Source organism: Paenibacillus nanchangensis (assembly GCF_046543445.1).
Lineage (GTDB): Bacteria > Bacillota > Bacilli > Paenibacillales > Paenibacillaceae > Paenibacillus_AQ > Paenibacillus_AQ nanchangensis.
This window is the reverse complement of sequence record NZ_JBHOFD010000011.1, coordinates 95602-119402: the sequence shown is the minus strand read 5'-3', so window position 1 is coordinate 119402 and position 23801 is coordinate 95602. Positions and strand designations below refer to the sequence as shown.

Annotated in this window: 21 protein-coding genes; 6 read left to right on the top strand and 15 right to left on the bottom strand. The window is 56.6% G+C overall.

The annotated features are described in order from the left end of the window. Positions 1-30: 30 nt before the first annotated feature. From smc to fapR, 9 genes are all read right to left on the bottom strand, one after another. Positions 31-3600 (bottom strand): chromosome segregation protein SMC, encoded by a 3570-nt coding sequence (gene smc, locus ACE6ED_RS10665; RefSeq protein ID WP_410827097.1) that lies wholly within the window; start codon positions 3598-3600, stop codon positions 31-33. 290 nt (positions 3601-3890) lie between these two features. Further along, positions 3891-4595 carry a ribonuclease III gene (rnc, locus tag ACE6ED_RS10660; RefSeq protein WP_410827096.1) on the bottom strand — a complete coding sequence of 235 codons (705 nt, stop codon included), beginning with the start codon at positions 4593-4595 and terminating at the stop codon, positions 3891-3893. A gap of 12 nt (positions 4596-4607) precedes the next feature. Further along, positions 4608-5846: a beta-ketoacyl-ACP synthase II gene (gene fabF, locus ACE6ED_RS10655; RefSeq protein ID WP_410827095.1), complete on the bottom strand. Its 1239-nt coding sequence runs from the start codon at positions 5844-5846 to the stop codon at positions 4608-4610. Positions 5847-6050: 204 nt separating this feature from the next. Next, positions 6051-6284: an acyl carrier protein gene (acpP, locus tag ACE6ED_RS10650; RefSeq protein ID WP_025334828.1), complete on the bottom strand. Its 234-nt coding sequence runs from the start codon at positions 6282-6284 to the stop codon at positions 6051-6053. A gap of 117 nt (positions 6285-6401) precedes the next feature. Then, positions 6402-7151 (bottom strand): 3-oxoacyl-[acyl-carrier-protein] reductase, encoded by a 750-nt coding sequence (fabG, locus tag ACE6ED_RS10645; protein ID WP_410827094.1) that lies wholly within the window; start codon positions 7149-7151, stop codon positions 6402-6404. Positions 7152-7183: 32 nt separating this feature from the next. Further along, positions 7184-8107 carry an ACP S-malonyltransferase gene (gene fabD / locus ACE6ED_RS10640; protein WP_410827093.1) on the bottom strand — a complete coding sequence of 308 codons (924 nt, stop codon included), beginning with the start codon at positions 8105-8107 and terminating at the stop codon, positions 7184-7186. Positions 8108-8215: 108 nt separating this feature from the next. After that, positions 8216-9205, bottom strand: a complete 990-nt coding sequence (locus ACE6ED_RS10635; RefSeq protein ID WP_410827161.1) for a beta-ketoacyl-ACP synthase III — start codon at positions 9203-9205, stop codon at positions 8216-8218. An 8-nt stretch (positions 9206-9213) separates the two neighbouring features. Further along, positions 9214-10203, bottom strand: a complete 990-nt coding sequence (gene plsX, locus ACE6ED_RS10630) for a phosphate acyltransferase PlsX (RefSeq protein WP_410827092.1) — start codon at positions 10201-10203, stop codon at positions 9214-9216. After that, positions 10187-10792 (bottom strand): transcription factor FapR, encoded by a 606-nt coding sequence (fapR, locus tag ACE6ED_RS10625; protein ID WP_410827160.1) that lies wholly within the window; start codon positions 10790-10792, stop codon positions 10187-10189. The genes plsX and fapR overlap by 17 nt, the downstream gene beginning before the upstream one ends. 236 nt (positions 10793-11028) lie before the next feature. Here fapR and ACE6ED_RS10620 point away from each other — a divergent pair, with 236 nt between their 5' ends. Both ACE6ED_RS10620 and ACE6ED_RS10615 read left to right on the top strand, forming a co-directional pair. Beyond that, entirely contained in the window at positions 11029-11391 is a 363-nt protein-coding gene (locus ACE6ED_RS10620; RefSeq protein ID WP_410827091.1) for a BlaI/MecI/CopY family transcriptional regulator, read from the top strand. Between the two features lie 2 nt (positions 11392-11393). Next, the gene (locus ACE6ED_RS10615) at positions 11394-13607 is read left to right on the top strand and encodes a M56 family metallopeptidase (protein WP_410827090.1); all 2214 of its coding nucleotides are present in this window, start codon (positions 11394-11396) and stop codon (positions 13605-13607) included. Positions 13608-13681: 74 nt separating this feature from the next. Here ACE6ED_RS10615 and rpmF read toward each other — a convergent pair whose 3' ends face one another. Both rpmF and ACE6ED_RS10605 read right to left on the bottom strand, forming a co-directional pair. Further along, complete coding sequence (gene rpmF / locus ACE6ED_RS10610; RefSeq protein WP_019911234.1) at positions 13682-13855, bottom strand: 50S ribosomal protein L32; 174 nt, start codon at positions 13853-13855, stop codon at positions 13682-13684. 52 nt (positions 13856-13907) lie between these two features. Continuing rightward, a complete protein-coding gene (locus ACE6ED_RS10605; protein WP_410827089.1) occupies positions 13908-14420 on the bottom strand; it encodes a YceD family protein in 513 nt (170 codons plus the stop codon). Positions 14421-14615: 195 nt separating this feature from the next. On the opposite strand from ACE6ED_RS10605, the gene ACE6ED_RS10600 reads away from it, so the two are divergent. Next, positions 14616-15941 (top strand): tRNA(Met) cytidine acetate ligase, encoded by a 1326-nt coding sequence (locus ACE6ED_RS10600; RefSeq protein WP_410827088.1) that lies wholly within the window; start codon positions 14616-14618, stop codon positions 15939-15941. Here the strand turns inward: ACE6ED_RS10600 and ACE6ED_RS10595 are convergent. Then, the gene (locus tag ACE6ED_RS10595) at positions 15931-16953 is read right to left on the bottom strand and encodes a SepM family pheromone-processing serine protease (protein ID WP_410827159.1); all 1023 of its coding nucleotides are present in this window, start codon (positions 16951-16953) and stop codon (positions 15931-15933) included. The genes ACE6ED_RS10600 and ACE6ED_RS10595 overlap by 11 nt on opposite strands. A 586-nt stretch (positions 16954-17539) precedes the next feature. Between ACE6ED_RS10595 and ACE6ED_RS10590 the strand changes: the two genes are divergently transcribed. Further along, positions 17540-18739, top strand: coding sequence for a nucleoside recognition domain-containing protein (locus tag ACE6ED_RS10590; RefSeq protein ID WP_410827087.1), 1200 nt, complete (start codon positions 17540-17542; stop codon positions 18737-18739). Here the strand turns inward: ACE6ED_RS10590 and coaD are convergent. Together coaD and rsmD are read right to left on the bottom strand one after the other, a co-directional pair. Beyond that, positions 18702-19229 carry a pantetheine-phosphate adenylyltransferase gene (coaD, locus tag ACE6ED_RS10585; protein ID WP_410827086.1) on the bottom strand — a complete coding sequence of 176 codons (528 nt, stop codon included), beginning with the start codon at positions 19227-19229 and terminating at the stop codon, positions 18702-18704. The two genes, ACE6ED_RS10590 and coaD, sit on opposite strands and share 38 nt — an antisense overlap. Then, a complete protein-coding gene (rsmD, locus tag ACE6ED_RS10580; protein WP_410827085.1) occupies positions 19213-19821 on the bottom strand; it encodes a 16S rRNA (guanine(966)-N(2))-methyltransferase RsmD in 609 nt (202 codons plus the stop codon). Before rsmD ends, coaD begins: the two co-directional genes overlap by 17 nt. Positions 19822-20420: 599 nt before the next feature. On the opposite strand from rsmD, the gene ACE6ED_RS10575 reads away from it, so the two are divergent. Both ACE6ED_RS10575 and ACE6ED_RS10570 read left to right on the top strand, forming a co-directional pair. Further along, the gene (locus tag ACE6ED_RS10575) at positions 20421-21317 is read left to right on the top strand and encodes an RCC1 domain-containing protein (protein WP_410827084.1); all 897 of its coding nucleotides are present in this window, start codon (positions 20421-20423) and stop codon (positions 21315-21317) included. 137 nt (positions 21318-21454) lie between these two features. Next, positions 21455-21853, top strand: coding sequence for a cytidine deaminase (locus ACE6ED_RS10570; protein ID WP_410827083.1), 399 nt, complete (start codon positions 21455-21457; stop codon positions 21851-21853). A 193-nt stretch (positions 21854-22046) separates the two neighbouring features. Here ACE6ED_RS10570 and ACE6ED_RS10565 read toward each other — a convergent pair whose 3' ends face one another. Continuing rightward, entirely contained in the window at positions 22047-23531 is a 1485-nt protein-coding gene (locus ACE6ED_RS10565; protein ID WP_410827158.1) for a DHA2 family efflux MFS transporter permease subunit, read from the bottom strand. Positions 23532-23801 lie beyond the last annotated feature (270 nt).

Here is a 23801-nt window from a genome sequence, read left to right as displayed (position 1 = left end):
CACCGGATTGCCGGGCCGGCTATCCATCCTTTAGGCGATTTCCGCTTCTTCATCCTCCAGCCGGACGGAAACCAGCTTGGACACGCCGCCTTCCTCCATTGTTACGCCGTACAGCACATCGGCTTCCTCCATCGTACCTTTGCGGTGCGTCACGACGATAAACTGCGTCTGTTCGCTAAACTCCCGTAAGTACTGGGCAAACCGCACCACATTGGCTTCGTCGAGCGCCGCTTCCACCTCGTCCAGCACGCAAAACGGTACTGGTTTGACCTGCAAAATGGCAAACAATAGCGCCATCGCTGTCAGCGCCCGCTCGCCGCCGGACAGCAGCTGCAGGTTTTGGAGCTTTTTGCCTGGCGGTTGGGCGACGATATCAATCCCCGTATCCAGCATATGCTCCGGATCAAGCAGGACCAGATCGGCCCGTCCTCCGCCAAACAGCTTGGTAAATACCGTGCCGAACTCTCTGCGGATTGCATCAAACGTCGTCTTGAAGCGCTTGGACATCTCGTCTTCCATCTCGCGGATCACTTGGTACAGCGTTGTTTTCGCCTCCACCAGGTCGTCTTTCTGTCCGCTCAGGAACGTGTAACGTTCATGTACACGCTGATATTCGTCGATCGCCCCTAGGTTCACCTCGCCGAGCGCCGAAATTGAACGCTTTAACCGCTGAACTTCAGCCTGGGCGGCCGGAACGTCGTCCGGTACAGGGTACCGCTGTTTCGCCAGCTCGTAGCTCAGCTCGTAATCATCCCGCAGCTTGCGCAAAATGTTCTCCAGCTCGACATCCATCCGTCCTACAGCCACTTCCGTCTGCCGGAGCTGCTCTTCCACCGTACGCAGCGCCTGCCGCTGGTCTTTGGTTTGTCCTTCCTCCTGCTCCAGCTTCCGCGTCAAAGCCGCCCGTTCCGCACGGCCAAAATCGAGTTTGCCCGCGGTTTCTTCCTTTTTCAGCCGCCAAGCGTTTAAATCCTCCAGCTGTTTGACCGCTTCCTGCGCATTCCGCTCAAGGTCCTGCTCAATGGTGTTCAGCAGATTGCGGTTCTGGCGCAGCTCTTTTTCCTGCGAACCCGCGTCGCTGCGCAGCCGCCGAAGCTGTTCCTCCAGTGAAAAAACCTCCTGGTCCAGCTTGCCCTCGGCCACCTTTTTGCCGGTCAGCTGGCTCTGGAGCGCTTCCTTAGCGGACTCGCTCGCTTTGCGTTCGGATTCCGCACTGCGGATGCTCGCATGCGCCTCCTGCTCCTGAAGCTCCAGCTGCTCCAGCTCCCGGACGGCCTTCAGCCGAGCTTCATCCAGCTGCTTCACTTCGTCCATGTATCCGGTGCGCTGGGCGCCGGCGCTGTCGACCTGGTCCTGCACATGCCGCAGCTCCTGCTCCAGCTGCTTAAGGTCGCCCGCGGCCTGCTGTTCTTCCAGCCGCTTCTCGTCGCCCGCACGGCGCAGCTCGTCCAGCTTCAGATCAGACGCCTCCTGCTCCGCGCGCAGCTTCGACATGCCCTGCTTCAGCTTCACAATCTGCCGTTCGGTCTCCTGAATCTCCTCCGACAGCTGATCGAGCTGGCGTTTGCGGCCCAGCAGGCTGCTGTTCTTCTTGTGCTGGCTGCCGCCTGTCATCGAACCGCCGGCATTCACCACATCGCCTTCCAGCGTGACCACCCGGAAGCGGTATTGGCACCGCGCGGCAATCCGGTTCGCCTGTTCCAGCGTCTCGGCGATCACCACGTTGCCGAGCAGGCTGCCGACAATGCTGGCATACTTCGGATCATGTCCTACCAGGTCGGCGCCGATGCCGACAAAACCTTCCGCTCCTTCAATCGTCTGCCGCTCGCTGCCCGAGATTTGGCGCGGTCGAATCACATCCAGCGGCAGGAAGGTAGCGCGTCCCAGCTGCCGCTGCTTCAGGAACTGAATCGCCTGTCTGGAGACGGCTTCATTGTCCATAACCACATGCTGCAGCGATGCGCCAAGCGCCGTCTCAATCGCGGTTTCCAGCTTCTCGGGCACCGAAATCAGCTCGGCGACCGCACCGTGCACACCGCTCAGCTGGCCTTTGCGCGAAGCCTTCAGCACTTCCTTGACCCCCAGCATAAAGCCGTCGAAGTCTTCTTGCATTTCCTTCATCGTCTCTTGCCGGGAGACCTGGGCTTCCCGCTTCTGCTCCCATTTGCGCAGTGAGCTTTGGGTTTCCTCCAGCAGCTTGCGGCGGCTGCTTGCCTGCTCGCTTTCCGTGATATAGCCGCTGCGGAGGCTGTTCAGCTCCTCGCCTAGCTTCTTAATCCGCGTTTCCAGCGCCTTGCGGGCTGCAAGCAGCTCCTGGTGCTTCTTGTTCCACTTGTCGCCTTCTTCCTGGCTGCGGGAAGCCCGGCGCTCCAGCGCTTCTTTTTGCTGGTCGGCATAACGGATTTCGTTGCGCGCCTGCGCCATCTGGTTCATCAGCTCCAGCAGGCCGCTTTTCAGCGTTTCTTCCTTGCTCTGGCTAATTTCACCAGCCATGCCTTCCAGCTTGCGCTCTTCTTCCTGGATTTCGAGCCGCAGCGCTTCCAGCGCTTCCTTTGCCTGCTGCAGCTTACGCTCCAGATCGGCCAGCTCGCGTTGTCTGCCTTCGGACCGTTCGCCCACTGACCCCAGCGTCGCCAGCAGCTGCTCCCGGTTGCTCTCCAGATTGCGCCGGCGTTCCTTCAGCAGCTCGCCGTAGCCTTCCGCTTTCTCGTACGCCTCGCTGCAGCGCAGCAGTTCTTCCTGCTGGCGTTCGAGCTGCTCTTCCAACGCGCGCAGCGCGGATCGTCCGCTCTCCAGCTTCGCATCATGCGCGGACACGACGGTGGAGAGCTCCAGCTGCTCGCTTTTGAGACGTTCGAGTTTGGCGTTGCCTTCCTGCCAGGCGGTGTGAATGCCTTCAATCTGGTGCACATAAACCGAAATTTCTTTATGCTTCAGTTCTTCCCGTAAACTCTTGTAGCGAATCGCCTTTTCGGATTGATCCTTCAGCGGGCCGATCTGATCTTCCAGTTCGGAGATCAAATCATGGATCCGGAGCAGATTTTGCTCGGTTTCATCCAGCTTGCGTCCGGCGTCTTTTTTGCGGGATTTGTATTTCACGATCCCCGACGCCTCTTCAAAGATTCCCCTCCGGTCCTCTGACCGTGTGCTGAGAATCTCCTCGATACGGCCTTGTCCGATGATGGAATACGCCTCGCGTCCAATCCCGGTGTCCATGAACAGCTCCGTAATATCTTTCAGCCGGCAGGCCTGTTTGTTAATTAAGTATTCACTGTCTCCGCTGCGGTGTACGCGCCGGGTCACGGTCACTTCGCTAAAATCCAGCGGAAGCGCATGGTCGGCGTTATCCAGCGTCAGGGACACTTCGCCATAGTTGACCGCCTTGCGGGCGTCGCTGCCGGCAAAAATAATGTCTTCCATCTTGCCTCCGCGCAGCGATTTGGCGCTCTGCTCGCCAAGCACCCAGCGGATCCCGTCGGAAATATTGCTTTTGCCGCTCCCGTTGGGACCGACCACGGCGGTAATGCCGCGGACAAACTCCATTTCCGTCTTGTCGGCAAACGATTTAAAGCCCGACAGTTCAATCCGTTTCAAAAACATACCTAGACAATCACCTCTGCCCTATTATACCACAGCCTGACCGCGGGCTAATATGCGTAAAACCCGCTGCAGAACCGCCTGGCAAACTCTAATTTTACACAGCCGTCCTATGCTCTCGGCTTCTAAGCTCCGGCTGGAGTGTAGCTCTACTTCAATGCCAGTCCAGTCCCCTGCCAAGCCCCCGTGACGCCCCTGCGCAGAAAAAAAGCAACAACGTCTGCCCGCGCCCGCACGGCGCCGCAGTCCGTTGTTGCTCCCGCATGTTTATGCCTCAGCACACAGCTTGTCCCTTAAGAACCGCTGTCTTTCAGCTCGTTCAACGCTCCCGCCGCCGCCTGCTGCTCCGCTTCCTTCTTGGAGCGGCCCGTACCGCGTCCCAGTGATCGGCTGCCCATAAACACCTCGGATACAAACTCCCGTTCATGAGCAGGGCCCCGTTCCTCTACGATCCGGTATTCAAGCGATCCCATGCCGTGATGCTGGATCAGCTCCTGCAGCTCGGTCTTGAAGTCGCTCATCTGCATCTGCAGCTTCCCGTCCGTCTCGACGAGCGGGAAGACGTACCGGTTCAGGAAATCGCGGACCGCGTCCAGTCCCTGATCCAGGTAAAGCGCTCCCACGAAGGACTCGAACACATCGGCCAGCAGCGCCGGCCGTGTCCGTCCTCCTGTCAGCTCCTCGCCTTTGCCGAGGAGAACAAATTTGCCGAAGTTTAAGTTCTCCGCAAATTTGACCAGCGAGGGCTCGCAGACAATCGCAGCCCTCAGCTTGGTCAATTCCCCTTCCGGACGGTCCGGCAGAAGGTTGTACAAATATTCGGACACCGTAAGCTCCAGCACGGCGTCGCCCAGGAACTCCAGGCGCTCATTATCCTGATGCTGATGAAAACGGTGCTCGTTAACGTATGAAGCGTGGGTAAAGGCCTGCTTCAGCAGCAATAGATCGTGAAATTTGATTTGAAGTTGAGTTTGAAGTTGCTTCAGATCTCCATTCACCGCACAGTCCCCTTACTGGTTGAATTTTTTCAAGATCACGGTTGCGTTATGTCCGCCAAAACCAAAGGAATTCGACATTACAATATTGAGGTCCGCTTCACGCGGCACGTTTGGCACGTAGTCCAGATCGCATTCCGGATCCGGGTTCTCCAAGTTGATCGTAGGGGCAATGATCCCCTTCTGAAGCGACAGGGCGCAGATGATCGCTTCCACCCCGCCGGCAGCGCCAAGCAGATGGCCTGTCATCGATTTGGTTGAGCTGATCGCCACTTTGTAGGCGTGGTCGCCCAGCGTCTTCTTCACAGCGGTCGTCTCCGACTTGTCGCCTACCGGTGTGGACGTTCCGTGTGCGTTGATGTAATCGATCTCCTCCGGCTGAATGCCGGCGTCACGGATCGCCATCTTCATGCAGCGGGCCGCGCCGTCCGGATCGGGATCGGTCATATGGTGGGCGTCGCCGCTCAGACCATAGCCAATCACTTCGCCGTAAATATGCGCGCCGCGTTTCTGGGCATGCTCCAGCGATTCCAGAATCAAAATGCCGGCGCCTTCGCCCATTACGAACCCGTCGCGGTCAACATCAAAAGGACGGCTGGCTTTCTCCGGCTCTTCATTGCGGGTGGACATCGCCCGCATTGCGCAGAATCCGGCCATGCCGGTGGGTCTGATTGTCGCTTCCGCGCCTCCGCAGATCATCGCGTCCGCGTCCCCGCGCTGAATGATGCGGAAAGAGTCGCCAATTGAATGGCTTCCTGTCGCGCACGCCGTAACCTGCGTTGTATTGGGTCCTTTAGCACCGAGATTGATGGAGAGCTGGCCGGATCCCATATTGGCAATCATCATAGGAATAAAAAACGGGCTGACGCGTTTCGGGCCTTTCTCGAGCAGCAGGTTATGCTGGTCTTCCCAGGTGCCGAGACCGCCGATGCCGGAGCCAACCGAAACCCCGATCCGTTCGGCATCAATGTTCTCACCGATGGTCAGGCCGCTGTCTTTGAGGGCTTGTTCACCCGCAAAGACCGCAAACTGTACAAACCGGTCCATCTTGCGGGCTTCCTTACGCCCGAACAACGCTTCCGCGTCAAAATCCTTAATGGATGCGGCAATCCGGGTCGGATAATCGCTGACATCAAATGCTTCGACTTCGGAAACGCCCGATTTGCCCTGCATCAGACTGTCCCACAGCGTTTCCTTGTCTTTTCCCAGCGAAGTTATTACACCCATGCCGGTAACAACCACTCTATGACTCAAACGAATTCACCTCATCTGTAGACTTAAAAGAGCTCTTTCAATCTATGGATCACGCCGTCACGGCGGCGTCTGCCGCCAGCGGCCTGTCATTTTCTCAAGTTAGCGCTTGTCCGCGTGAAGCCTGGCGGTTCATGATACATCCAGGCATGAATAGAGGAGAAGTCCCGCCTACAAGCAGAACGGGACCTCTTTACATGCTATGACCTAGGTATGAGATTGTATGTAATTCACAACTTCACCCACGGTCGTAATCTTCTCTGCATCTTCATCAGAGATTTCCATATCGAATTCATCTTCAAGTTCCATGACCAATTCTACTACGTCGAGAGAATCAGCACCCAGATCGTCTTTGAAAGACGCTTCCAGTGTAACTTCCGCTTCGTCGGCGCCTAAGCGGTCAACGACGATGCGCTTTACACGCTCCAATACATCGGACATTCCGGTTCACCTCCTCTTAGGGTATTATACGAGATATGCAATCAAAATACCATAGAGCTTCAAAATCGCGTTATCCTCTTGAAAAACCCAGTATTCACGCGGTTTTGAAGCCTGCTGCTACATGTGCATCCCGCCGTCGACGTGCAGCGTCTGCCCCGTCATATACGCTGCTCCTTCCGAAGCAAGGAACAGCGCGGCCATGCCAATGTCCTCCGGAGCGCCCAGCCGGGACAGCGGAATTCCTTTGACCAGCTCTTCCCGGACGTTCTCGGGAAGCTCGCGGGTCATATCCGTGTCGATGAATCCCGGAGCGATGCAGTTGACCGTAATCCCCCGCGATGCCAGCTCGCGTGCGGCGGATTTCGTCAGGCCGATAATGCCCGCTTTGGCAGCCGAATAGTTCGCTTGCCCGGGATTGCCGGTAACGCCGACGACGGAGGAAATGTTGATAATCCGGCCGTAGCGCTGCTTCATCATCGGGCGGGTAACCGCTTTGAGGCAGTTAAATACGCCTTTCAGATTCGTTTCGATTACCTGGTCAAATTCTTCTTCTTTCATGCGCATAATCAGGTTATCACGCGTAATTCCCGCGTTGTTAACCAGAATATCGATGCGTCCCCATGCGTTTAAGACTTCCTTGACAAGCGTTTCGGCCTGTTCGGAGCTGCCTACGTTCCCCTGGACCGCAAACGCCTCGGAGCCGCGTTCCTCGATCAGCCGGACCGTTTCCAGCGCGGCGCTTTCTCCGCCGGCATAGTTTACCGCCACCTTAACGCCCTGTTCGGCAAGGGCCAAAGCAATGCTCCGCCCAATCCCGCGTGAAGCGCCGGTAACAAGAGCCGTCTGGCCCTTCAATGCTGCGAACATAAGTTGTACTCCTCTCCTGCTGCCGCGGGTTACTATTCGAAGCCCCGCGCGCTTTCCAGACTGTTAACGCTGATGACCTTGACGTTTTTGTCGATCTTGCGGATCAGTCCCGCGAGTACCGTGCCGGAGCCAATCTCGACAAAAGTGTCGACTCCAAGCGCGATCAGCCGTTCCACGCTGTCCTGCCAGAGAACCGGCGAATAGACCTGACGGACAAGCAGTCCCCGGATTTCTTCCTCGTCGGTTACCGGCTCCGCCGTCACATTGGCGATCACCGGCACCTGCGGCGCGCGGAAGACCGTGCCCTGCAGCTCCGAACCGAGGCGTTCCGCAGCTTCCTTCATCAGCGAGGAGTGGAAAGGTCCGCTGACCTCCAGCGGAATCGCCCGTTTGGCGCCCGCTTCTTTGACACGGGCAACGATCGCGGCCACGCCCTCTGCCGACCCGGAAACAACGATTTGACCCGGGCAGTTGACATTGGCGAGCTCTACCTGTCCGTCCGTCTCCGAGACGGACCGGCACAGCTGCGCAAGCGCTTCGCGTTCCGCGCCCAGCACTGCGGCCATTGCGCCTTGTCCTCCGGGTACGGCTTCTTCCATAAACTGTCCGCGCAGGCGGACAAGCTTCACGGCATCGCGAAACTCCAGCACGCCGGCGGCTACCAGAGCGCTGTACTCGCCAAGGCTGTGCCCGGCCGTGTAATCGGGACGGATGCCCCGGCTTTTCAGCGCCTCAAGGTAGGCGATGCTTGCCGTCAGCAACGCCGGCTGCGTGTTAACGGTCTGCTTCAAATCGGATTCCGGTCCTTCAAAAATCAGCCGGCTCAGCGGAAATCCAAGCGCCTCATCGGCCTGTTCAAACACCGCACGGCTTTCAGGCAGCGTTTCGTATACGTCTTTGCCCATTCCTACCGCTTGCGCGCCTTGGCCCGGGAAGACAAATGCTGTTTTGCTCATAATCTGTCCTTTCTTTCGCCTTTCGCACATCGCTATTCACAGCAGGCTCCAGACCCGTTGTCACAGCGATCCGCTTCGGGAATAAGGGGATCTGTTGGATTTTTAAGCCTACCACACGAGCACGGAAGCGCCCCAGGTAAGACCGCCGCCGAAGCCGACCATCAGCACATGGTCGCCTTCTTTCATCCGGCCTTCCTCCGCCGCTTCAACAAGCGCAAGCGGGATGGACGCGGCGGACGTGTTGGCGTATTTGTCAACATTCACAACCACCTTTTCCGGCGGCAGCTCCAGCCGCTGCATTGCGGACTGGATGATGCGGATATTGGCTTGGTGCGGGACAAACAGGTCGATATCGGTTTTGTCCAGCCCGGCCTTCTCCAGCACCTTTTCCGTGGCGGTTCCCATAACGCGGACGGCGAATTTAAACACTTCGCGGCCGTTCATATAAATGTAGTGTTTTTTATTGTCTACTGTTTCTTGGGAGGCCGGCAGACGCGAACCGCCGCCTTCCAGCTTCAGCAGACCGCCTCCTGCGCCTTCCGCACCCAGGTCGAAGGACAGGAAACCTCTGCCTTCCGGCACTTCGCCAAGCACCACGGCGCCGGCACCGTCGCCGAACAGCACGCAGGTGTTGCGGTCGGTGTAGTCAGTAATACGGGATAAAGTATCGGCGCCGATGATAAGCGCATTATTATACATACCGTTCTGGATGAAACCTACCGCTGTAGCTAGGCTGTATACGAACCCGGAGCACGCCGCCGAGAGGTCAAACGCCGCCGCCCCTTTTGCGCCCAGCTTATCCTGCAGGATGCATGCCGTCGAAGGAAACGCGGTGTCCGGCGTAATGGTCGCTACGATAATAAGGTCAAGATCTTCAGGCGCAAGCCCGGCCGATTCCAGCGCGGCAAGCGAAGCTTTATAAGCAAGATCCGAGGTAGCCTCTTCCGGAGCCGCGATATGGCGCTCCCGGATGCCTGTCCGGCTTACAATCCATTCGTCGTTTGTATCCACCATTTGTTCCAAATCGCTGTTTGTCAAAATTTTTTCGGGCACATACTTTCCGGTCCCGATAATGCCCACCGGCCGAAGCTGTTTCATATCGTCACTCACTTCCCGCTAATTTCCTTGGATATGCTTGGTACAAGGCCGGATTCAAGGGCGATCCGCGCCTGTCTGATGGCATTTTTGACGGCATTGCCGTCGGATGAACCGTGGCCCTTGACGACCAGGCCGCCGAGGCCAAGCAGCGGCGCACCGCCGTGTTCCTTGTAATCCAGCTTGCCTTTTAGCCCGCGCAGCTCATTCATCAAGAGCGCCGCGCCCATCTTCGTCTTCAGCGAACGGCCAAACTGCTCCTTAAGCAGTGAAAAAATAGCTCCAGCCGTTCCTTCCAGTGACTTGAGCAGGATATTTCCCGCAAAACCGTCGCATACCAGCACGTCGCAGGCTCCGGTCAGCACGTCCCGCGCTTCCACGTTGCCGACAAAATGAATGCCGTTCAGCTGCTCCAGCAGCGGGTACGCCGCTTTGGTCAGTTCGTTGCCCTTGCCCGGCTCCGTGCCGACGTTCAGCAGCCCGACACGCGGTTTGGCCAAGCCGTGAACCTTGTTCCGGTAGATGCTGCCCATCAAGGCGTATTGCGCCAAATGTTCAGGTTTCGCGTCCATATTGGCGCCAAGATCCAGCGCCAGCACGCCAACATCGTCCAGCGTCGGAATCATCGGTGCAAGCGCCGGCCGCTCAATGCCTTCCATCCGTCCGACGACAAGCAGGCCGGTCGTCATCAGCGCGCCGGTATTGCCCGCCGAAATCATGGCTGCTGCTTCGCCTTCCCGCACCATACGTCCGGCGACAACCATGGACGAATCCTTTTTGCGCCGAACCGCTTTAACGGGTTCCTCGTCCGATCCAATCTTATCCGCCGCATGGCGAACCGTGACGTTGGAAGGTTTCGTTCCAAGGAGCGGGGAGAGCACCGCCTCATCTCCGACCAAAACGATCTCCGTATCCTTCCATTCCGCGGCCGCGGACAACGCTCCCTCCACATTGCAAGCGGGAGCGTTGTCCCCGCCCATGGCGTCAATGGCGATTTTCACTGCCGTTTCCTCCTTCGGTGTTGTCTTCCGTGGCCGAACGGTACACCACAAAATGCCCTTGGAATACCAGTTCTTCCCCAACATAAGTCATGACATCCACTTCCGCTTTGCCTCTGCGTCTGGACGGCATTCTGACCTGCGCTTTGGCGATACACTTCTCGCCGAGCCTGACCATCCGGACAAACCGGATATCCGCCGAAGCGGTCAAAGCGATTTCGTCGTTAATCACGGCAACGGCAAGCGAATTCGCCTGGGCAAACACATGATGGCCGCGCGCAATCCCGTTGCGCGAAAAGACATGCTCTTCCTTGATTTCAAAGAGCGAAATACCGCTCCGGTCAAGCTGCAGATCCACGATATCGCCGACGACCTCGCTCGCCGGAAGAGAGCGGACCTGATCGTAGGAATGCTCGGCCATCTGCTTCATCCGTTCGCGCAGCTCGGGAATGCCGAGTTCCATCCGGTCAAGCCGGATGGTCTGGATGCTGACCTTCAGCTTGCGGGTCAACTCACGGTCGGTGACAAAGGGATTGTCCGCGATAATTTGAAGCAGCTGCCGCTGCCGTTCTTTTTTGGATAACCTTTCGATGAAGCCCACCTCCTGGCCCCCTGCTTAAGCGCTGCGTGGAGGCGACCGCCGGCCGGAATGCCGTAATCTCTCTTTTTAGAACCAGGTACTAATATGTAGTATAAAGCAACATAGACAAAAAAGAAAGTGCCGTGTGCAAAAGTTGGAGAATCGAACCAGGCTGGACTTTCCAGTCTACACAGTGTAGACTGAGCGGTGTAAGTCTATAACTTGTAGACCAAAGGAGCCGAACATCTATGCCGCATGACAATCTTACGGAATCGGAAGCAAGGTTTGCCGAACTCATTTGGAGCCGGGAACCGGTATCTTCGGGCGAGCTGGTCAAATTGTGCGAATCGGAATGGAGCTGGAAAAAATCTACCACCTACACCATGCTGAAACGCCTTGAGAGCAAGCACATCTTTAAAAACGCGGACGGTATAGTCAGTTCATTGATTCAAAAAGACGATTATTACGCCGAACAGGGCAGACGGCTCGTAGATGAGGCGTTCGGCGGCTCGCTGCCCCGTTTTTTTGCCGCATTTGCGAGAAACCGGAAGCTCAGTGAGCGGGAGATCAACGAAGTGATGCAAATGATTCGGGATCACAAGGAGGAATAAGGATGGAACTGCTGTTTCTGCAGATCCTCGAAATGAGCTTTACCGCGAGTATTGCCTTTTTTGGCGTCCTGCTGGCAAGGCTGGCGCTGAAACGGGCGCCAAAGATATTTGCTTATCTGCTGTGGTTTCTGGTATTTTTCAGGCTCGTCTGTCCTCTATCTTTCGAAAGCGGTGCCAGCTTGTACAGCCTTATTCCGTTCCAGGAGTCCGCGCTGTCAACCGCGGAGCAGCAGATAGAGAGGACTGGTAATGAAGAGATTGCTGGCGACTTGGACCGGAGCGGGAATGAGGTTTTGCCCGGGGACATGATCACAGAGGAGACAACAACTGTGAGCGTGAGCGAACGCACGAGTGTAAAAACGGCCGAAGGCAGCGAAGTATTGGAAAAGAACACCAACACCAACGTCACCCCTACCCTCCTTCCGGCTTCACTCTCTGATTCTGCGCCAGACAGTGCGTCTTCTGTCCAATATTCAAAATGGTTGACTTGGGGAACCTCCCTCTGGCTGGCCGGAGTGTTCGTTCTGCTGCTGCGAAGCGGGTTTGCCGCGCTGCGTCTTCGGCGGCGGATGCAGACCGCAAAGCTGCTAAACAGCCGGGTGTATGAATGGGACGGCTTGCGGACGCCGTTTGTGTTCGGCCTGATCCGGCCGAAAATCTGCCTGCCTTTCGGGCTGACCGGTACGGAACGCGAGTATGTGCTCATGCACGAACAGGTTCACATTCAGCGCTGGGACCATGTTGTGAAACTGCTGGCGTACGCCATCCTATGCCTGCACTGGTTTAATCCGCTCGTCTGGGCAGCCTTTCTGCTGATGTCCACGGATATGGAGTTGTCCTGCGACGAAAGTGTCGTTAAGCGAATGGGCAGCGAGATTAAACGGGATTATTCGCTGTCCCTTCTCTCCATATCGGCGGGAAAAAGTTTTTCAGACGGCACAACCTTGTCTTTTGGAGAGAATAACATCAAAGCCCGCGTCGCCAATGTTTTGAATTACAAGAAACCCGGATTCCGGGCCGTTGCGCTGTCCTTATTGGTCCTGCTGCTCGCGGGAATTTTACTGCTGAGCAACCCTCCAAAAAACGCGGCGGATGAACGGGGTTTGGCCGAAGCGTTTGTCGAGGAGAACATTCATGCTCTGGAAAAAGGACCTGCGCCTGCGCCCCGAATCACGGCAAGCCAAATTACAAAGCTTGAACACCTCCAAACCTTCGACAACCTGCTCCCCTCCCCGCTTGCGCTGTGGGAGCTGGAGTACCGGTTGAAACCCGATAGCCCGGAGCAAGCCCTTCTAAGCGGGAATCTGAACTTGGAGGATGGCTGGATAACCGAAGAGGGCAGTATGGGAAAACCAGTTCTGATTTTCAGCTATGAAGAACGTTCTCCTAAAATGATGGGTGTGCTTTACAGCAGCGGAGAAACGGGGGACTTATCGACGGAATCCGGCAGGGAGACCGCTCTGCGTAAATTTTTGGAATCGAGCGGCAGGCTGCCTCATCTATCCTATAAAGAAGGTGATCACGCCCTTGTCCTATTCCCGTTGTCGACAGGCGAAACCGCGCAGCTGCTGCTCTCTCAGCCGGCGGACGCGGGGCCAACAGGAATATGGGCGGTTGAACGCTGGAAGGACTCGAACGGCAATGAGTACCTTGTCACCCCTCAGGCGGAGGGGTCGATTACCGACTATTACAAGAATCTGCAGGCTGAGGCGGACAGCGGCAGGTCGCTTCAACTGCTCGACCGGGCCAAGGTGTCCCTTTCTTTTATCAAAGGAGAACTTGGTCAGCCCATCACGTCCGCCGATCAGCTGGAAATCCGTCATTACAGCGACGAAGCGTATGCGGCCAGTCCGGAAAGCCGGCTTACCGGCTACATTCGGACCTCCGACCTGAACAACCGCCGCATCGGTTTCGATCAGGTGGAGCGGCTAACTGACCAAGATGGCGAACGTCTGAAACGGCTTGGGATCGAGCCGGACCGGGATATGCCAAATGGCTTTTATATCCTAAATAAATATGACGTAATCGACCCTTACGAAGTGAATGCGGACGCGGTCTATGAGATTCAAGACCCTGAGGCGCCCGCCACGCTCAAACCGGTGACCGCCGCCGAATTTGCGGAACATCTATCGCGGCAATCCGGTACGGAAGCTTTGTATGTCATTACGACACAGGATGGCCGCGTGACAAGAATTACGGAACAATATCTCCCTTAACTCAAAACCATGCCGGCCGCACCAAAAAAAACAGCGCCCCACCTGTTAGGGTGAAGCGCTGTTTGCCATTAAGACTATTGTTTGATAATCTCTCTAGCCTTGTACGTTCCGCACACTTTGCATACGTGGTGAGCAAGCTTCAGTTCTCCGCATTGTTCACATTTCACCATGCCCGGCACGACCAGTTTAAAGTGAGTGCGACGTTTGTCACGGCGCGTCTTGGACGTTCTACGTTGAGGTACTGCCATGTGTTCCACCTCCTTATTCAAGTCAACCCTCATCGGGTTCTTTACATTTCGATCACTTGTTGAAAAAATCCTTCAATCCGGCAAGCCGCGGATCGATCACTGTGTTGTCGCAATCGCAAGAGCCTTCATTCAAGTTCCGTCCGCAGGTCTGGCATAGACCGCGGCAGTCCTGCTTGCACAGCACCGAGATCGGCAGATTCAGCTGAAAACTCTCCTCCACGTAGGGAACAAGATCAATCATCTCGTCCTGCACATAAATGAGGTCTTCCGCTTCCTCGTCCGGTTCCTCCGGCTGCTTCATCCACTTGAACGTTTCGTCAAACGGGATGTCCAATTCCAGTTCAACTGGAGTCAGACAGCGCGAGCATAGCATCACTGTCTCCGCACCCAGCTTCCCTGCCACATGCACCGTGTCGGTGCCTGCGGGCAGCGCATTCAGTTCCACCGAGAGCGGCGACACGGACGTAATGTCCTTGCGCCCCTTGACCGCCCCGCTGATGTCCAGTTTCTCGACAATCGCTGTCGGGCCGTCGGCATTTGCTATTTTACGAAAGTGAATTTTCATGGAATATCACTCCAAACAAACAAAATTTATTATACCTATCATCCCGGAAGTTTGTCAACCATTTCTCCTTTATATTGTTTCAAATCCCGCGAAAATTATGATATAACTGAGGCTGACGAACAAACCGGGCGGCCGGGTATAATCATGCTATACACGGGACCGGCCCGGGCTAAACGCAAAAGGAGGGGATCCGCCTTGAAAACCGTGGGACTGATCACCGAATACAACCCGCTGCACAACGGACATGTCCACCATTTTAATGAAGCCAAAAGATTGTCCGGGGCGGAATGCGCCGTCGTTGTAATGAGCGGCCCGTTTACACAGCGCGGCGAACCTGCCTGTGTCGATAAATATGCCCGGACCGAAATGGCGCTGCGGATGGGCGCCGATCTGGTGCTTGAGCTGCCCGTCGCTTATGCGGTCCAGCCTGCCGAATGGTTTGGCTTCGGCGCCGTCTCCCTGCTGGAAGCAACGGGCGTCGTCGACGCGTTGTGCTTCGGTTCCGAAGCGGGAACCCTGGACGGGTTGCTTCCGCTGGCGGAACGGCTTGCCGAAGAAAGCCCCGAGCTTAAGCAGCGGATCCGGGTCAAGCTGGACCAGGGCCTGAGCTTCCCGGTCGCTTACAGCGAGGCGGCCGCGGAGTCACTCCATGGAGAGGCTGCGATTCTGGGCGGCGAGGGCGAAACACCGGGCGGTGAGGGCGAGACAATGCCCGGGGATGCCGCGCCTGGAGCTTCCTCCACCCTGCCGCATGGTTTGTCGCCGGAAGCGGCGGCTGAACTGCTGCAAGCGCCTAACAACCGCCTGGGTCTGCATTACCTGATCGCGCTCCGGAAGCTGGGAAGCGGGATCGTCCCGCTGACGATCCCACGCACCGGAGCAGGCTTCCACGATCCCGCTGTCCCGGGCGCTGCAATCGCCAGCGCTACCGCCATTCGCGGGCTGCTGCAGGCCGGCAGCAATGCCTCCTCCTATCTGCCCGGCTATACCGGGGAGATTTTGCGGCGGGAGCGCGCGGCAGGACGGGTGCCGATCGGCTGGGAGGCGTTTGCGGAGCCTCTGCTGCACCTGCTGCTGACCCGGACGGCGGACGAGCTGCGGCCGATTCAGGGGATGGAGGAGGGGCTCGAGCACCGGCTGGTGAACGCCCTTTCCAGCCTGGACACCTTCAGTCCGGAGGCGCTGCTGCAGGCGGTGAAGACCAAGCGCTACACGCGGACGAGGCTGCAGCGCCTGCTCGTGCATGTGCTGCTGGGCCAGCTTAAGGAGGAGCACACCGCTGAACAGCTTGCCGGCGGACCCGGATATATCCGGGTGCTAGGCTTCGCCGGCAGCGGACGGCTGCTGCTCAAACGGATGCGGACCGCCGCAGCGCTCCCTGTAGTGCTGCAGCCGACGGCGCTTGAGCATCCGCAGCTGACGCGCGATCTCCAGGCGTCCGCCGCCTATGCAGCCCGCTACTCGGGAGCCAGCCGGGGTTCGCTGCTGCGGGATTATTTGCAGCCGCCGGTTATTCTTTAGCCGGCAGCTTTTTCATATAATCCAGCGCGTCTTTTAAAGCCGTGACTTTTACCAGCTTCATGCCTGTGCCGATTTCTTCCGCCTTGGCCAAAGCCTCTTTATAGTTGCCCTCCGGCACAAAAAAGATTTCGGCCCCCTCCCGGTCAGCCGCTACAATTTTATGCTTCACGCCGCCAATCGGGCCAACCCGTCCTTCACCGTCGATCGTGCCCGTTCCGGCAACCCGGTACCCGCGCGTCAGATCGCCCGGCGTCAGCCGGTTATAAATCTCCATCGTGAACATCAGCCCCGCGGACGGCCCGCCGACATTCGTGTCGGTAAAATGCACCTCCCGGCCGGGCTTTGAAGCCTGCACCTTCTGGATGGCCCCGATGACAACGCCGAGACCCGGCCGGGCTTTTTGCCCCTCGTTTTTAACCTCCACCAGCTTGATGTTTTCCTCCAGTTCGCTGTCCCCCCGGCGCAGCTTCACCTTCACGGAATCCCCCACCTTATGTTTTCCAAGCAGCGCGGCCAGCGCGGCCGGATCGGTGACCGCCTTGCCCTCCACCTGGAGAATCCGGTCGCCCGGCAGCAGCGGGCCTTTGTTTTCGCCTGGCACGGAGAAGACGAACAAGTACTCCGGCACATTTTCATAAGGAATGCCCGCTTCGCGGTAAGCCGCCTGCACAGAAAAAGACTGCGAGCTGTTCATGTAGAACACCTGCGTTGCAGCATATTCCTCTTCGGTCTGATCACCGAGACGCTTCGCTTTTTTGTCGATTTCCGCGTTTTTGTTAAATGCAGACACCGCCAAAAGCGCGACATTCGCATACCTCGCCGAAACGGTCGTCATCATAAAAGTGCCTTTTTCCGCGGGATCAGCCTGTTCGACTTGAATCATGGGCGCAATCTCGGACGCGCTGCCCGGCTGATACACAATATAAGGCGTCGGCATAAAGACAACCACATAGAGCAGGACGACACAGGCGAACAAATAAACCGCGCTGCGCAGCCCTGCCCGGATCTTCATCGATTTCAATTTGCTTACCCTTCTTTCTGGTCATATGCGGCGGACAGCCGCTGGCGGAAACCAGGCACCTGCAGGAGAACGTGCTCTCCTATAGCAATGCATCTGCTATAACCCATACTCGCGATTAACAAGCGCCTGCAGCAGGACGCACTTACGTAAACCATGCATCTGCAGCAGAGCACACTTACGTAAACCAAGCATCTGCAGCAGAGCGCACTTACGGAAGCCAAGCACCTGCAGCAGAGCGCACTTACGTATGCCAAACCCCTGCTCATGGAAGCCGCAAGTAAGACAAGGAATCCGGCATGTCCCGGCCGGCGGCCGCATAACTTAGGCATATAGTTAAGGATACGAGATACAGCGGGGTGAAATGCGGAATTAACGCATACTTTTTCAAAATGCATTATGCAGCGCCGACAGGCAATGCCCAGCGGTAACGTCGATCAATATACTTGATGCACTGCGTTGCTGCGTTCCCCGTTGCAGACCCCAGGGATTTGCAAAATGCCGCTGCTATAATCGCATGCCGCATCCTTGGCCGCTGAAAAAAAGCTTTTTGCGGAGAATATAAGCTTAAAGAGATGGGGTGAATCTTATTCAATCTCCTATACTAAAAAAAACAGCCAGCCGGGCGACGCCGTTCCTGGCCGGTTCAGCTTTTCTGCTGCTGGCCGCGTCGATCGTCATGTCGCCCGAAAGCTCGTTCGAAGCTTCCCTGAAGGGGCTGAAGCTGTGGTGGACGATCGTCTTCCCGGCGCTGCTGCCGTTTCTGATGCTGACGGAGATGCTGGCCGCCAGCGGGTTTTTGCATGGGCTCGGCGTATTGCTCGAGCCGATTATGCGCCGCGTCTTCCGGCTGCCCGGCGCTTCCGGCTGGGTGCTGGCGGCCGGCATGACCGCCGGCTTCCCCGCCGGCGCGGCTGGCGCGGCGCGGCTGCACGGGCAAGGGGCGGCGACTTCGGCGGAGGCAGCCCAGCTGGGCGCCCTCGCTCATTTCGCCAGCCCCGTGACCGTGGTCGTCGTCTTCGGCGCCGCGCTGTTGCACAGCCCGTCGGCCGGCTACGCGCTGCTCGCCGCGCACTGGCTCGGCGGGCTGCTGGCCGGCGGCCTGGCCGCGCGGTTCAGCCGCCCGGCAGCGGAGGCGCCGAAGCCGGCCGCCGAACAGCCTGCCGGCGGTCCGCTGCGCCGGGCCTTAGCCGCCGCCGAAGCGGCGCGGGCCGAAGACGGGCGCAGCTTCGGCCGGCTGCTGGGCGAGACGGTCGCCTCGGCGGTGCAGCAGCTGATGGCCACCGGCGGCCTGATGATCATCTTCGCCGTGATCATCCACGTCGTCGCGCAGGCCTTCGGCGGCCGTTCCGCTGCTCCGGCAGCAGCGCTGCTGGAGCTGCACCTCGGCGCCGGCCGGCTGGCCCACAGCGCGGCATCGCTGCCCGTCCTTATTGCGCTCGCCGCAGCGCTCGGCTGGAGCGGACTCTGCGCCCAGCTCCAGGCGCTCGCCGCGCTGAAGTCCTCCGGCCGGGCCGCGCTGGGGTTCGCAGCGCACCGGCTGCTGCACGCCGGACTCTCCGCGCTGCTGCTGCCGGCCCTCCTCTTTATCTCACAGAAGCTGCAGGCCGGCGAGTCGGCCGAAGTTTTTGCTCCGCTGCCCGATGGCGGTCCGCACACGCTGCCGAACGTCTGGACGTCGCTTCCGCAGCTCCTTCTTCTTCAGACGGCTTTGGTTGCGCTGCTGGCGCTTTTGTCAGCGTTTATGTACGTCCGGCACCGGCGCCGCCGTCCGCGCTGAATTTATCGCGCAGGGCCCGCTCCACTTCAGGGGTGACCAGATCCGTCATATCCCCGCCGAAATGGGCGATTTCTTTGACGACGCTGGAGCTGAGATACGAATACTTGGGATTTGTCATCATAAAAATCGTTTCCGCATCAGGATTCAGCTTATGATTAATAGAAGCAATCTGCAGCTCGTACTCAAAATCGGTGACCGTGCGAATCCCCCGCACAATCACCTGCGCGTCCTTTTGGCGCACATAATGAGCCAGAAGATCACGGAAGCTGTCGATCTCTACGTTAGGCATGTCCGCCGTCGTCTGGCGCAGCAGCTCCTTGCGTTCTTCTACCGTGAACAGCGGATTTTTACTTAAGTTATTCAGCACCGTCACGATCAGGCGGTCGAACTGTTTCGATGCTCTACGGATAATGTCCAGGTGGCCTTCCGTCACCGGATCAAAGCTGCCCGGGTAGATGGCTACTCTTTCAGGTCTATTTAGTGCGTTCATTCTGTCCTCCCTCGCCGTCCGGACGTTGATCTTCGTCCCCGGCGAAATACTGATAAATGGATAAGGCAGTTTCCCCGTATACGGCCAAACGCTGCCGCTGGAAGCCCGGGAAGCTCTCCGGATATGAAAAACCGGATTCATGCTCGAGCACAATAACCGCTCCGTCCCGCAGCAGCCCTTTGTCCGCCAGGCTTGTCATTAATTCCTCCCCGTTCTTCATCCGGTAGGGCGGATCAAGGAACACCAGGTCAAACTGGCGGCCCCGCTTCTCCAGCGCGCCGATTGCGCGCACCGCGTCGTTGCGGTATACCTCCGCCTGCCCCTCAAGTTTTGCCGCTTTCAGATTGGCTTTGACGGTGTCGATTGCCTTCGGCTCCATATCGACAAATACGGCGCGCTCCATTCCGCGGCTCAAGGCTTCAATACCTAAACCGCCGGTTCCTGCGAACAAATCCAGCGCAAGCCCGCCGTCAAAATAAGGGCCAATCATGCTGAACAGCGCTTCTTTTACTTTGTCTGTTGTCGGCCGCGTTCCCGTTCCCGGGACACTTTTTAAGGGCCGCCCTTTGGCGCTGCCCGATACAACTCTCACGTCTCTTCACCCGCTTCGTCTGGTGTACAATGGAATGCCTGCGGCATAAGTTCACGCCTATCGTACCACATTCGCTGTCGGATTGAAAAATATTGTCGGATAACTGGCGGACTGTTTTTTCATGCAAATTTTTGGTTGTTTGTGTATAAAAATCTCCGTCCCGGGCATCATGATAGTACGACATCACAAAATGTCGTAGACAACCGCGGAGCAAGCTTACGTTCCCCATAAGCTCTTCGTCCGGTTTCTCCTCTCCCATGAAAGGGCCTCGTCGCGAGACGGGGCCCGATTTTTTGGTTACGGCCTTATATATCAAGGTTTTTTCTCTTCTGACTCAATATCCGAACAGAGGAGTTGCAGCATCGTTGACGAATTGTTGACAGTATTAAGACATGCTGTACTAGTCAGGGCAGGTCCCCCCTCCCGTTATCCTTTACTTGTATTATGGACATCCCTTCTTCCCCGCCCTATGCTATTCTATAGTAATTTCACGCACGCCCAACCCATTCACCGCACCTCCGCTTTCGCACTATGATCACATAAGGAGATGAGGTGCGGATTTATACTATATAAATAGTCTTCTTCTCAAGGAGGTACACATGAACTACATACCGCCAAATGAAACGGCATTAACAGCAGCACTTCGTCCGCAAGCGGTCATTGCAGCGGGACGCCGTCATTCTGCCGGGGTGAAGGCGGACGGAACGGTGGTTGCCGCGGGGGATAACAGACATGGCCAATGCGAGGTAAACGCCTGGCGTGATATGGTAGCGGTCGCGGTTGGGAATGTGCATCTGGCGGCGAACACTGGCAATACGCATACCATCGGACTGAAAACGGACGGTACGGCGGCAGCTGTCGGTTGGAACAAACATGGCCAATGTGAAGTACTAGGCTGGCGCGATATAACGGCCGTTGCGGCAGGCTGGCGTCACTCCGTCGGATTAAAATCAGATGGTACGCTAGTCACTGCGGGACGGAATCATGAAGGCCAATGCGAGGTAAGCGCCTGGCGTGATATAGTGGCGGTTGCGGCGGGTGACTGGCATACAGCCGGTCTTAAATCAGACGGCACGGCGGTGGCTGCAGGGAATAACCAGTACCAGCAGTGTGAAGTGAACGGCTGGCACAATATAATGGAGATTGCAGCAGGTTATCTTCATACGGTTGGGCTAAAATCAGATGGCACTACGGCGGCTGCGGGACGGAATAATCATCACCAATGTGAGGTGAGCGGCTGGCGTGATATAGTGGCGATTTCGGCAGGCAGTCAGCATACCGCCGGACTAAAATCAGACGGCACAGTAGTCGCTGCAGGCTGGAATATGTTCGGCCAATGCGAGGTGAGCGGCTGGCGTGATGTAGTGGCAGTATCGGCAGGCTGCACGCATACGCTTGGGCTTAAATCAGACAGCACCGTGATTGCTGCGGGAGATAACAACTACGGCCAATGTGATGTAAGCGGTTGGGATAGCATCCGGCTGCCCGGCACTTGAGGAGGAGCGGCCCCCCTCGGAATCCACGTTGACAAATCTGCCGAAAGACGATAAAGTATGAAGTCCTGCCCACCGCAAGGTTGGCGTTAAGGGAACTAACATATAGTTCATTCTTTTTTATGGAAAGGATGGGGAATATGAATAAAGAGCAGTTAATGGAACACGCACGCAAGGTGAAACAAAACGCTTATATCCCTTATTCCAAATTTCCCGTTGGCGCCGCCTTCTTATTAAAAGACGGCAGTGTGGTTACTGGAGTGAATGTGGAAAACGTATCGCTTGGCGCCACCAACTGCGCGGAACGGACCGCGGTGTTCACCGCAGTCACCAATGGGTACAAAAAAGGAGACTTTCAAGCGCTGGCCGTCGCGGGGGACACCGCGGACTTCCTGCCGCCCTGCAGCATTTGCAGACAGGTACTGGCGGAATTCTGTTCGTCTGATATGCCTGTTTATTTAACCAACGAGAAAAAAGAAATAATGGAGCTGACCCTAAAGGACCTGCTGCCTTACGCCTTCACAGATTTGGAGATGTAACAATTAACCGCCAGACGTGTTACGGTAACCTCAAGGCAGCTTCTTCCGCCTTAGCGGCTCAACTATATAGTCAAATAGACAAGAAGACCTCGTCAACTGACGGGGTCTTCTTGTCTATTATGCTGCCTTTATCCCGGCAACAGTTTATTGTCAGTCTGTTGGGCAAAATAAAATCCACCGAGCCGAACTCCGCTTAGTTCAAGTCAGATACTTTGCGCGCCGATACCAACTCTGATTTTTTCGAGGCGGATTTTACGGCCGCTCCGGCTTTCACACCGGCAGGTGTTTCCTCCTCCGCTTGCTTTACCTTCTTAATAAAGAAGGACAGCAGCAGACCGATAACTCCAATGCCAACAATCACGAGATAGGCATCGTTTATTCCGCCAATCGTAGCCTGGGTGACCATCTGTGCCTGATCAGCAGCCTTTGCACCGCCGCCGGTCAACATCGTCTTTAAATGGGTTTCCGTCCGGCTCGACATCACGGTCACCAGCAGCGATGTGCCGATGGCGCCCGCTACCTGGCGGACCGTGTTGGAAATCGCCGTGCCATGCGGATTTAGCCGGTTTGGCAGCTGATTCAGACCTGCGGTCTGCACCGGCATGAGCAGCAGCGCCATTCCGATACGGCGGGCCGTGGACATCAGCAGCAGGTAAGTGTAGCTGGTTGAATCCGACAAATCTACAAATCCAAGCGTCGTCAGAATCGTGATGCCCATCCCGATGATGCACAGCCATTTTGCGCCAAAACGGTCAAATAGTTTGCCAGTAACCGGCATGAGCAGTCCCATCACCAGCGCGCCGGGCAGCATCAGGAAGCCGGATTCCAGCGCGGAGTAGCCCCGGACATTTTGCAAATACAGCGGCAGCAGCATCATATCCGCGTACATTACCATCGTCACCGCTACGTTAATGATCGTAGTCAGAGAGAACATGCTGTATTTGAACGCTCGCAGATCCAGCAGCGGGTCCTTCGACGCCAGCTGGCGCCAGGTGAACAGACCCAAAAACACAACGCCGGCAATGATGGTCAGCAGCACTTCCGTGCTGGTCCAGCCTTTGCTTCCTGCACGGCTGAAGCCGTACAGCAGCGAACCGAAACCAATGGTAGAAAAAAGTACGCTAATCGTATCCAGTACAGTTTTAACCTGCCGGGACACATTTTTCAAAAAGATAAATCCGCAGACGATGACGATGACTGCCAGCGGAATCATGGCGTAAAACATCGTTTCCCACGAATAATTTTCCAGCACATAACCGGCTAGCGTCGGCCCAATCGCCGGGGCAAAAATAATGGCAAGCCCCATAGTGCCCATCGCGGCCCCTCTTTTTTCGGGCGGGAACAAGGTCAAAATCACGTTGGACAGCAGCGGCATAATAATTCCTGCGCCTGCGGCCTGAATCATCCTTCCGGCGAGCAGCACCGGGAATCCCGGAGCAACGGCGGAGACTATCGTCCCGGCCAAAAAGATGAACATCGACGCCTGAAACAACTGCCTGGTGCTGAACCGCTGCATAAAATAGGCCGTTATGGGGATCAGCACGCCGTTCACCAGCATATAGCCGGTCGTCAGCCATTGGGCGGTTGCAGCCGTGATGCCAAAATCCTTCATCAGCTCAGGCGTTGCAACACTCATAATCGTCTGATTCAAGGTGGCGAGAAATGCACCTAAAATCATAATAAACAGGATCGGCCCTTTTTTTATGTCCCCGATCGGCGTTTCCTTTCCTCTACTCACTGTACTCCATCCTCTCTCCATCTCTCTGTAGACTTAATTTACATCTTGTTAGATAATTAACAATGTATAAATTAGATTAATGGATTCGGGACGTTCACACAAACTACAATTTTTAAATAAATGCTAAGTATTCATCATCTCTGGTGAGTTTGTAGTTAAAGTGAAAGTTATACGACAGTTCGATGTAAATTGTAAATAAGACAAGGAGGT

What these genes read in the sequence shown, in the direction of transcription:
- coaD (WP_410827086.1), bottom strand. Translation starts at nt 19,229, where the DNA reads ATGAACGCACTAAATAGACCTGAAAGAGTAGCCATCTACCCGGGCAGC.
- ACE6ED_RS10605 (WP_410827089.1), bottom strand. Translation starts at nt 14,420, where the DNA reads ATGAAAATTCACTTTCGTAAAATAGCAAATGCCGACGGCCCGACAGCG.
- ACE6ED_RS10575 (WP_410827084.1), top strand. Translation starts at nt 20,421, where the DNA reads ATGAACTACATACCGCCAAATGAAACGGCATTAACAGCAGCACTTCGT.
- fabD (WP_410827093.1), bottom strand. Translation starts at nt 8,107, where the DNA reads ATGAGCAAAACAGCATTTGTCTTCCCGGGCCAAGGCGCGCAAGCGGTA.
- ACE6ED_RS10620 (WP_410827091.1), top strand. Translation starts at nt 11,029, where the DNA reads ATGCCGCATGACAATCTTACGGAATCGGAAGCAAGGTTTGCCGAACTC.
- acpP (WP_025334828.1), bottom strand. Translation starts at nt 6,284, where the DNA reads ATGTCCGATGTATTGGAGCGTGTAAAGCGCATCGTCGTTGACCGCTTA.
- ACE6ED_RS10570 (WP_410827083.1), top strand. Translation starts at nt 21,455, where the DNA reads ATGAATAAAGAGCAGTTAATGGAACACGCACGCAAGGTGAAACAAAAC.
- rpmF (WP_019911234.1), bottom strand. Translation starts at nt 13,855, where the DNA reads ATGGCAGTACCTCAACGTAGAACGTCCAAGACGCGCCGTGACAAACGT.
- ACE6ED_RS10565 (WP_410827158.1), bottom strand. Translation starts at nt 23,531, where the DNA reads ATGATTTTAGGTGCATTTCTCGCCACCTTGAATCAGACGATTATGAGT.
- ACE6ED_RS10595 (WP_410827159.1), bottom strand. Translation starts at nt 16,953, where the DNA reads ATGAAGATCCGGGCAGGGCTGCGCAGCGCGGTTTATTTGTTCGCCTGT.
- smc (WP_410827097.1), bottom strand. Translation starts at nt 3,600, where the DNA reads ATGTTTTTGAAACGGATTGAACTGTCGGGCTTTAAATCGTTTGCCGAC.
- fabG (WP_410827094.1), bottom strand. Translation starts at nt 7,151, where the DNA reads ATGTTCGCAGCATTGAAGGGCCAGACGGCTCTTGTTACCGGCGCTTCA.
- ACE6ED_RS10615 (WP_410827090.1), top strand. Translation starts at nt 11,394, where the DNA reads ATGGAACTGCTGTTTCTGCAGATCCTCGAAATGAGCTTTACCGCGAGT.
- ACE6ED_RS10635 (WP_410827161.1), bottom strand. Translation starts at nt 9,205, where the DNA reads ATGAAACAGCTTCGGCCGGTGGGCATTATCGGGACCGGAAAGTATGTG.